General features: G+C 66.3%; 7 protein-coding genes and 1 pseudogene. 7 read left to right on the top strand and 1 reads right to left on the bottom strand.

Going from position 1 to position 9,954, the window contains the following annotated elements; all coding sequences use genetic code 11:
* The 7 genes and pseudogenes from ACJ73U_RS09670 to ACJ73U_RS09640 all read left to right on the top strand — a co-directional run.
* Positions 1–1,656: hypothetical protein (locus ACJ73U_RS09670; RefSeq protein ID WP_407777212.1), on the top strand; the 1,656-nt coding region annotated here is incomplete at its 5' end.
* A gap of 155 nt (positions 1,657–1,811) precedes the next feature.
* Entirely contained in the window at positions 1,812–2,834 is a 1,023-nt protein-coding gene (locus tag ACJ73U_RS09665) for a hypothetical protein (RefSeq protein ID WP_407777211.1), read from the top strand.
* An 87-nt stretch (positions 2,835–2,921) separates the two neighbouring features.
* Complete coding sequence (locus ACJ73U_RS09660; protein WP_407777210.1) at positions 2,922–4,049, top strand: tyrosine-type recombinase/integrase; 1,128 nt, start codon at positions 2,922–2,924, stop codon at positions 4,047–4,049.
* A complete protein-coding gene (locus ACJ73U_RS09655) occupies positions 4,046–4,369 on the top strand; it encodes a helix-turn-helix domain-containing protein (protein ID WP_407777209.1) in 324 nt (107 codons plus the stop codon). The genes ACJ73U_RS09660 and ACJ73U_RS09655 overlap by 4 nt, the downstream gene beginning before the upstream one ends.
* A 56-nt stretch (positions 4,370–4,425) precedes the next feature.
* Complete coding sequence (locus ACJ73U_RS09650; RefSeq protein WP_407777208.1) at positions 4,426–6,723, top strand: hypothetical protein; 2,298 nt, start codon at positions 4,426–4,428, stop codon at positions 6,721–6,723.
* The gene (locus ACJ73U_RS09645) at positions 6,720–7,715 is read left to right on the top strand and encodes a restriction endonuclease (RefSeq protein ID WP_407777207.1); all 996 of its coding nucleotides are present in this window, start codon (positions 6,720–6,722) and stop codon (positions 7,713–7,715) included. The genes ACJ73U_RS09650 and ACJ73U_RS09645 overlap by 4 nt, the downstream gene beginning before the upstream one ends.
* A 122-nt stretch (positions 7,716–7,837) precedes the next feature.
* A pseudogene (locus tag ACJ73U_RS09640) lies at positions 7,838–8,620 on the top strand (transposase family protein).
* A 267-nt stretch (positions 8,621–8,887) separates the two neighbouring features.
* On the opposite strand, the gene ACJ73U_RS09635 reads toward ACJ73U_RS09640, so the two are convergent.
* Positions 8,888–9,954 (bottom strand): hypothetical protein (locus ACJ73U_RS09635; RefSeq protein WP_407777206.1); only part of this gene is annotated, 1,067 nt, incomplete at its 5' end.

The raw sequence follows: 9,954 nt of genomic DNA, 5'->3' as shown, positions 1-9,954 counted from the left end.
GCGGCGGCGTTCGCGGTGCGAGTGGGCTACACCGGCACCTTGCACACTCTGGCCAGCGCGAACAACGCGTGGTGGTCGCTACGGCGGTTCGTGGCGTTCCTCGCCGAGCTGCCGGGGCGGCCGACCACCGTTGGTGAGATCACCGTGACGCAGCTGCGGCGGTTCCGGCTGGATCGCTTGGCCGCGATGAGCGAGGTCGCGGCGATGGCGGAGGTCCGGCGGGTCTGCCGGGTGCTGATGGAGGTGTCAGGCGAGCGGCTGCGTCCGGACACCCGTGCGTGGCTGACCACCGGGCAGCTGATGGTCAACCGTGTCCGGCGAGAGGGAGTGCCCGGCTACAGCGACGAGGTGTTCATGCGGATCGTGCGGGCCGCACGGTCGGACGTCGCGGCGATCCGCGATCGCATCCGAGCCGGTGAACGCCTTCTCGTTTCAGTTGCCGATACGGGCTCGTCCGAGGTCTCCACAGCTGAGGGCGAGCTTGCCGCCGAGCAGCGCCGGCAAGCAGCGGAGCTGCTGGAGCTGGCCGCGACCGGCGAGGTGCCGAGGTTCCGGTTCCCGACCGGGGCGCCGCACCCACGGGCGCGCATGGACTACGCCCGCCGGCTGTTCCTGGTCAGCTCGGATCTGCCGCCGCTGGTGGTGCTCGGGGTCGCCGTGTCAGGGCGCAACGGAGAGACCATCAAGGAACTCCCGGCCGAGCATCGGCTGCTGGAGGACCGGGCGGTGCAGCTGCAGGTGGTGAAGCGGCGCCGTGGTGCGGGGCACTGGTTCGACGACGTCGTGTGGGAGATCGGGCCGCCCAGCCGGCAACTGCACACACCCGGTGGGTTCTACCTGTTGCTGCTGGAACTCACCGCGCGGTCGCGTGCCTTCAGCGGCTCGAGGACCGCGTGGTCGGTGTGGTTCAACGGCGGCGTGTGCGACGCCTTCGCTGGCGGTGGGCACGCCGATCCGTTCGCTGCCATGTTGTCGCGCGGACTGGGGCTGGGCCGGTGGGCACGGCGCCATGGCCTGACCGGCGAGGACGGTGCGCCGCTGGGACTGACGCTCAACCGGCTCAAGACCACTGTGGAGCGGCGCACCACCCGTGCGGTGGGCGGGCACCTGCCCTCGGCGGTGCGCACCAATACCCAAGATGTGCTGTTCACCAGCTACCTGGCCGGCGATCCCACCGTGCGTGACTGGGCCGAGGGCCTGGTCGCCGACGCGGTGGTCGACGCCGAAGATGCCGCACGTGCCGCGCACCAGCGGGTCCTGGCCGGGAACGGCGGCCCGGTTCGGGTCGTGCCGGCTGATCCAGTGAGCCGTGCGACGGCGACCGCGTTCACCTCCTGCACCAGCATCCAGGACAGCCCGTTCAACGACGGGATCTGCCGCGCGTCGTTCCTGACCTGCTTCGTCTGCCGCAACGCCGTGGTCACCGTTGATCATTTGCCGAGCATGCTCGACCTGCTCGGCGAACTGGAACGCCGGTGGCGCGGCACCGACCGGGAGGAGTGGTGGCGACGGTACGGCCAAACGTGGCTGGCGATCACCGAGGACATCCTGCCCACCTTCACCCCCGCCGAGGTCGACCACGCCCGAGCCCACGCCGACGGCAGCGCGGTCACCCTGCTTGACCTGCTGGAAGGACCGAAGGACGAGACCACATGACGACCGCGCACCACCAGACCGAGACCAACGCTGGGACAGCTGCCGGGGCGGCGACAGCGCGGATCAGTGGCGATGTCCAGGTTTTCGCGCAGACCCCGCTGCGGGAGGGAACCGACCTGGCTGACACCGCGCGGTTCGGCGAGGACGTGTGGGACTTGTCCCCGGCGTTGCTGCAGAAGCAGCAGCAGAGCTTGAAGCTGGACTTCACCACCCTGCCCGCCCGATTCCGAGCGGTGGCGAAGGAGTACTTCTACGCGCAGCTGGCCGGTGAGCTGCCGGAGGGACAGCGTCGCCCGCGGATCGTCACGATCAGGGTCGAGTTCACCCGCCTCAAGATCTTCCTCGACTGGCTCCACGCCCAGGACATCCCCTCGCTCACGGCGGTCGACCTGGCGGTAGTGGACGCCTACCGGAAACACCTGGCCCGGTCAGGCATATCCGGCAGTTGGCGGCAGGGGTTGCGTGGCGCCGTCCGCAGGCTGTGGATCTACCGGGACCGGTTGATCAGCGACCGGCTCGGCGTCGATCCCGCCACCCTGGACGGCTGGTACGAAGGCGACCGCAAACGGGTCGGTGAGAACACCACCGACCGCATCCCCGAACCCGTCCTCGGACCACTGCTGGGTTGGGCATTGCGCTACGTGCAGGAGTTCTCCGCCGATATCCTGGCCGCCCGCACCGAGTGGACCCAGCTGTATGCCTGCCACTGGCGCCGCCGGCACGGACACCGCGGACCCGGCAGCAAGACCGCCCAACCCCACCTGATCGCCGTGCTCGAGCGCTACCGACGGTCGGGCCGGCCGCTGCCAGGCGGCCCGGTCGGACTAAGCCATTCCCATCTGGCCCGCGAGGTCGACGTCTCGCGGAGCACGTTGCAGTGCACCAGCAACCAAGCGCTCATCGACGCCGCGATCGCCGAGCTCGGCATCGATGACGACGCCTATCTGTGGTGCGCCATGACAGCGCAGGTCGACGGTCGGCCGTGGTTGGAGCGCATGCCGTACCGCGCCTACGCGCGCTACGAGCAGCGGCTGAGCGCGGCCTGCTACATTGTGATCGCCTACCTGTCCGGGATGCGCGACAGCGAGAAACGCGCGGAATTGCGTTTGATGCAGCATTCAACCGACGGCGATACAAGGCGAATCCGCAGCTCAGAGGGGCATGAGACGCCAACTTGAGGGACTCGGTGAACGAACCTGTGCAGGGCTCTTGCAATCGATCGACCTGATCTCAACAATGTTGCAGCAAATGCAACGGAGGTGAGAGTGGGTCGAGCAGCGGACCTGGACGGCGCGGCGCATCTGGTGCTGGCGCAGGGCGTCGTCCACCTGGACCCGGCGACGGCGGTGTTCGAGGGCATGCTGGAGGGGTGGGCGCGGCAGCAGCGCACCCGGTTCCTGAAGTGGGACAGCACGATCAAGCCGCGGTTGTCGCTGGTACGGAGGCTGGTGGCGTTCTCCAACCAGTATCCCTGGCAGTGGCAGCCGGCGGAGGTGGAGGCATTTTTCGACCACCTGCGGGCGAGCAACCCGAACTTCAGCGTCTCGACCGCCCGGCAGTACCAGAACTCGCTGCGGATGTTCTGCGCGTTCGTCTGCGACGGCCGTTACGGCTGGCAGGCGACGTGCCAGGAGCAGTTCGGGCAGGTGCCGGCGCAGATCCTGCACGAGGACAACAGCGTCGTGCATGTCACCGAGTTCGAGGGGCGGCCGGGGCGGCGACCGCTGTCCTACGACGAAGTACAGGCGCTGTTCGACGCGGCCGACGGCCGCGTCGAGGAGATCCGCAAGCGCCGCCGCAAGGGCGCGCTGGCGGCGATGCGGGACTCCGCGCTGCTAAAGACCTTCTACGCGTTCGGGCTTCGGAGGCGGGAAGCATGCGGCCTGGACCTTGTCGACCTGCGCCGCAATCCGAAAGCGCCCCAGTACGGCCGCTACGGCGGGGTGTTCGTCCGGTGGGGCAAGTCCTCCAACGGCAGCCCGCCCAAACGACGCACGGTGCTCACCGTCCCGGAGATGGACTGGATCGTCGATGTACTCGATCACTACCTCAGCGAGGTCCGGCCGCGGTTCGATGTCGGCGACCATCCGGCGTTGTGGGTGACCGAGCGGTGTGGTCGGCTGTCCAAGCGCAGCGCGAACGAGGCGTTCGAGACATGTCGCGAGGCGGCCGGCCTGCCGGCTGACCTGGATTTGCATTCCTTGCGCCACAGCATGATCACGCATCTTGTCGAGTTCGACTATCCGGAGAGATTTGTGCAAGAACAGGCCGGGCACGCGACGGCCAGTTCGACTGCCATATACACGGGCGTCTCGGATGAGTACCGCAACCAGTTGCTGCGCAAGAAGCTGACCGAGCGGCACGCCGAGCTCTGGGAGGACGACGAGTCGTGAAGAAGAAGATGGGCATTCAGTGGCACTTGCGGCTGAGGATGGCCGAGAAGGGGCACTACCAAACCTCGGACCTGGTGCCGTTGCTGGCAGAGCGGGGCATGGTGTTGTCGCGAGAGCAGGTGTTCAGGCTGGTGACCCAACCACCGCAACGGCTGTCGATGGACACCCTCGCCGCCTTGTGCGACATCCTCGACTGCACGCCCAACGACCTGATCGAGATCGAGACCGTCAACGCCGAGGTCCGCAAGACCGCCGGCGAAGGGCACGGTCCCGCGCCGGCAGCGCGGCGCACGTCGATCCGCCGGCCCCAGGGCCTGTGACACCCCCGTCGACGGCGGCGCGGCTGGCTCGCCAGGCCGCACGGATGGACCCCGCGATGAACGCAGTGGTCGCCGCCCTGACCACAGCGGTTCCGACGCTGACCCAGGGCTCGGCCGTGGCCGCGCTGGAGGCGGCGGTGCCGATCCCGGTCCGCGGCGCCGCCCGTTACCTCGAGGAACTGGCCGCCCATCTCGCCGACCACCTCGACGCCCTCGTCTCCGGCGAGTCCCACTGCCCGCCCGCGCTGGTGAGGCTGACGCATGTCCTGCACGATCACGGCCACCCGGTGGTTCGCATCGTTTGCGCACGCTGCGGCAAGGTCACCACGGAACTGCGGTGGCTCCGGCCGGAGGGCCGGGTCTGCGGCGCCTGCGACTCACGGTCACGACTGTCCACCTGCGACCGCTGCCACCGAGACGGGGTGCGGATCGCCGCCCGGAAGCCGGACGGCAGGATTTGCTTCCGTTGCTACCACCACGATCCGGAAACCCTCGAACAGTGCAGTGGGTGCGGACGCACGGAACGGCCGGTGGTCCGCCTCGACAACGGCGACGGCATTTGCCACCGATGCTGGGACCGGCCAGTGCACCAATGTGTCTCGTGTGGACAGATCAAACCGGCCGCGGTCATCGACGAGCACGGTGCCTGCTGCTACCACTGTTACAACCGGTTCCGACGTCCCCGTCGGGCCTGCGGCCGATGCGGCAGAGTCCGGGAGATCCGCCGAGCGGCAACCGGAGACCAACCCGATCTCTGCGACAGCTGCTACCGCGGCCCCGACATGACCTGCTCTCGCTGCGGCCGGATCCGCCCCTGCACACGCGTCAGCTCCAGCGAGCCGATCTGCCATTCCTGCTATGCCCGCGTCGAACGGCCCAGGGTGACCTGCCGCCGCTGCCGCAGACCTCGTCCCGCCCAGGCGTATTGGCCGATCGGCCCGGTCTGTATGTCTTGCTACACGGCAATCCTGCGGTCGCCCGAGGAATGCGCGACCTGCCATCGTCTGCAACCCCTGATCGCCCACACTGACGACGGCGCATGTGTCTGCGGCCCCTGCGCCGGCTACGACATCGACTACACCTGCGACAACTGCGGCCGCAGCGGAAACCCCTACGGGCACGACGGCTGCGCGCACTGCGTGCTGACCGCCCGCGCCCGCAGCCTGCTCACCGGGCCCAACGCCGAGATCCCGTCCCAGCTCGAACCGCTGCTCGAGACGTTGATTCGAGCCGAGAACCCGTTCAAGCAGATCCAATGGATCAAGGACAGCCCGGCCGCCGCTCTGCTCTCGCGGCTGGCGGCCTCGGGTGAGCCGATCAACCACGGACTCTTGGACGCGTTCCCGCTCGACCGCAACGTTCACTACGCCCGGCAGATGCTGGTGCAGACCGGCATCCTCGAACAACGCAACGAAGACCTCGAACGGCTCCCGGCCTGGCTCGACCATCACCTTGCCGACCGGCCCGCCGCACACGCGAACCTGATCCGCCCCTACCTCCAGTGGCACCTGCTGCGTCGGGCCCGCCGCCGGGCCACGGCCCGGCGATACCCGGCCACGGCCCGGCACCACATCCGGCGAAGGACGCTCGTCGCCCTCGAACTTCTGGAATGGATTGAAAACCAAGGGCTCTCACTGAGCACGCTGCGGCAGGACGACATCGACCGTTGGCTGGACGGCGCGGCCAGCCAACGGCGCAATGCCGCGCGCTACTTCCTCAAATGGACCCGACAGCGCGGCCTGACCGGTGACCTGACCATCCCGAACGTCCCATGGCAGCACCCGGCGGAATTCCTCGGTGACGACGACCGGTGGCGGCTGCTACAGCGGTGTCTGACCGACGAGGCGATGCCCATCGACATCCGGGCGGCCGGCGCACTGACACTGCTGTTCGGCCTCCGCGGCGAGCGCATCCGCAACCTCACCGCAGACCAGGTCACCAACAAGGGCGAACACACCTACCTCGTGATGAACGAGCACCCGCTCCTGCTGCCGCCCCGCCTCGCTGGACTCCTTCGGCGGCTAGCGAGCACGCCGCCCCCGCGGCTCACAGTCCCACACAGCCTGGCCGGTCACCGATGGTTGTTTCCCGGACGTGTCCCCGGGCAGCCGATCGGGAACCGGGCCCTCAGCGACCGACTCAACCGCCACGGCATCACCATTCGAACCGCCCGCAACGGCGCGCTCGCCGCGCTGGCTGCGGATCTGCCGGCAGCCGTGCTCGCCGACCTGCTCGACATCCACCTGCACACAGCCATCCGTTGGGTCAAACACGCCCAACGAGACTGGGCCGACTACATTGCCGCCCGCGCCGCCGAGCAGGCGGATACGGCAGGGAGGAACAGAGAAGTATGACGGAGCATCGTGATTCCAGAGGACGAGCGTCAAAGGATCGGTCCGGACGTGAACTCGAGCTTCTTGCCGAGCGGATCTTCCGCGAGCTCGAAGGCAGAAACGCCGTGGTCAAGCACGATGACTCCATCCGCGGGCATCTGAGCGGTGTCGACCGCCAGATCGACGTGAGCATCAAATGGCAAGACGACACCGGTACCTCGCGTCTCGTCGTCGTGGAGGTACGTGATTGGGATCGGCCCGCCGACATTACTCACTTGGACAAGCTGGCCTCCGTGGTCCGTGACACCAAGGCGGATCGCGGCGTTCTGGTATGCAACGGCGGCTTCACCAAGCCGACCCGGCGCTACGCCCGCAACCTCGGCATCGAGCTCTACGCCCTCCATGACAGCGCCACGAGCCGGTGGCTCGAGATCCTGGAACTCCCCGTCATCTGGACAACGCTCACGCCCATCGTCCTGCCTACCTTCACCCACCAGGCCCTCGCCGGAGACACGATCTACGGCGACGACCGCAACGGCTTCTTCGCGAATCTCTCGGACGACGGTGGCAAGACTCGGATTCGCCTTCTGGAGCGGTTCGCCAAGGAATGGAACGCGGGACGGCTGCCCCGCGACGGTGGTGAGGTCGGGAGCAGCAAGCCAATGCACATCTATGTTCAGGATTCCGAGGGGCACCCACAGTGGCGGCCCGTCTCGAATTTTCTCGTCACTTACCGCGTGGAGCGACGACACTGGCTCGGCCACATCAACCCCGCCCAGAGCCGCGGCTTGGTCGACATACTGGATCAGCGCATTGTCCCTTCGTACACCGACGTCCCGTTGGTCCGGGACGAGTCATGGACCGAGATCGACGACCCTGACGCGGTCGCCGTGAAGCTTCGCGGGCGTCTCTACACTTTGGAGGACGCCGTCATGGATCCGGAAGCACACTCTTTGATCAACGCTCAGATCATTAACGCGAGGACGGGTGAACTAGAGTACGGCGGAGAGTGAGTCTCAGGAATAGTGCACGGTCGAAATAAGTGCACTCCACCAGTACGTGAGCTGGGTGGACCTAAGGGCTGTCACGTAACCCCGGCGCAGGTCTGTCTCGACCGATAGTTGATCATGTTGTTGTGGTGCAGGTGATCACAGCGTCGAGGTCGGAGCGGATTGCCCCGTTCACCGGGCTGACACCGGGTCAGTTCCGCAAGCTGGTCCGATTGGTAGCCGAACGCGGCGGCGATGAGATCGCAGATGGGCGGCCGGGTCGGCAGTGGGCGTTGCCGCTGGCAGACCGAGTGTTGCTGGTTGCGGTCTACTGGCGGACGAACCTGACCATGCGCCAGATCAGACCACTGTTCGGCGTCTCGCACGCCGCGGCGCACCGGGTGATCGACAAAGTCGGGCCGCTGCTGGCGCTGGCGCCGGTCCGCAAACGCAGGACCGACTCGGTGGCGATCGTGGACGGCACCCTCATCCCGACTCGGGACCACCGATTGGCGGTGCCATCGAAGAACTACCGTTACTCGGCCAACGTGCAGATCGCGATCGACGCCGACACGCGCCTGGTCATCGCTACCGGCGACCCGCAACCTGGGAAGCGCAACGACTGCACCGCCTACCGCGACTCCGGCATCAAAGACCAGGTCGACGATCGGCCGGTGATGACCGACGGCGGGTACCGCGGCAACCCAGAGGTGATCATGCCCTACCGAAACCCGCGGACGGCAGCGAACTGTCCGAGTGGCAAGAAGAACTCAACGCCGTCCACCGCACGATCCGTGCCAGAATCGAACACGCCCTGGCACGCATGAAGTGCTGGGAAAATCCTCCGCGACTACCGGCGGGCCGCCAACACACTCGCCGACACCGTTTCCGGAATCGCTCACCTCCACAACATCACACTCGCCGGCTGACCCAACACGGTTGGCACCTAACCAGAAGATCAATTACATGACAGCCCTTAGTCACACTTATCCAAGGTAGATGGAGGCATGTGATTCTGCCATGCTTAGGTGAGCGGTCTCAGCAATATTCGGCGACCGAAACGACCGAACGTTGTCAACCGGGCAGAACAGAGCGCGAACGGACTACGGCCAGGACCCATATACGGTCGGGCCTCAGGTGTCGAACCACGCACTGTCAGTTCCCGCGCCCAAAATCGGCAGGCCACTGGAAAGCGGCTATCGCCGTACCCCAGTGAAACGCAACGTAAGTTCCTGCATCCCCTGGGTGCTGGCACCTAAACCACTCGCGATACTCAGGGCCGCTACGAGCAGCAACGTCACGATGAACTTGGTCTGTTCTTCCGCGGATACGACACCATCCACAAATCGCACCGCAACAGCCAACCCGGCGGCGGTCGCGGCCGTGAGGAGCGCGGGTCCGGACCGGCGCCACCATCGGCGTGGTTCTTGCACACTGTCCTGGATCTTGAGCTTCCCCCAGTCGCGTGTGCATGCGTACAGGAGCCCACAAGCGAGCGATCGGCGTAGATCGGCAAGTTCCTCAGCGTCGGGGAGTACGAGATGACGTTGGTGTGCTCTGATTGCCTGTGCGATATTGCGCGCGTCAATTTCAACCGCCTTGCGGTACTCACGCGTTCTGCCTTCCGCGGACTCGACGGCATATGGCAGGAGGCGGGCTGTGTTGGCGGCCAACACCTCGAGTTCGCGCCATGCGGCGGTGCGCCCTGCGGAGGACTGCGCGAGATCTGTCCTGCTGCAGGCTAGATATGTCACTGCCCATAACCCCACGAGGGCAGATTCAGCCTCGCCCGGCCGCAGAACTCGTCGGTACCAAAGGCTAAACCGCGGTGTCTGCGCCGCCAACGCCAGCACCAGTGCGATACTCAAGCTGGCGACGATGACGGCGAAAAGCACATCCGGCACGTCATCGACCAACAATACCAGTATCGCAACGAACAACACCATACCGCTAACCTGTGTCGGAATTGTGCGCAGGTAGAGCCTTAAGCGTCTGATCGCAATCAGTTCGGTCGTCCAGAGGTACAGATTGACGGCGAGGGTCAGTGCGCATAGGGGCCAGAGCACGCTCGCCACGACGGAGCCGAAACTGCCGACCGGTACAGGACCCCAACCAAATGAAACGGCAAACAGGACGACCGCGAAAATCGAAACCAGCACGTCCGGAAGTTGCGCGACCCTCCAAAAAATCCGATCAACGTGTGCATTGTACGCACACCACACGACCTCCGCAGTGCGCAATGTCTCTTCGATGCCAGCAGCGT

The sequence above is a fragment of the Actinophytocola sp. genome (genome assembly GCF_045807065.1).
GTDB lineage: Bacteria > Actinomycetota > Actinomycetes > Mycobacteriales > Pseudonocardiaceae > Actinophytocola.
This window is presented reverse-complemented; position numbering and strand designations above follow the sequence as displayed.

Excerpts from the sequence above, each read along its gene's own strand:
- ACJ73U_RS09650 (WP_407777208.1), top strand. The coding sequence starts at position 4,426 with ATGAACGCAGTGGTCGCCGCCCTGACCACAGCGGTTCCGACGCTGACC.
- ACJ73U_RS09645 (WP_407777207.1), top strand. The coding sequence starts at position 6,720 with ATGACGGAGCATCGTGATTCCAGAGGACGAGCGTCAAAGGATCGGTCC.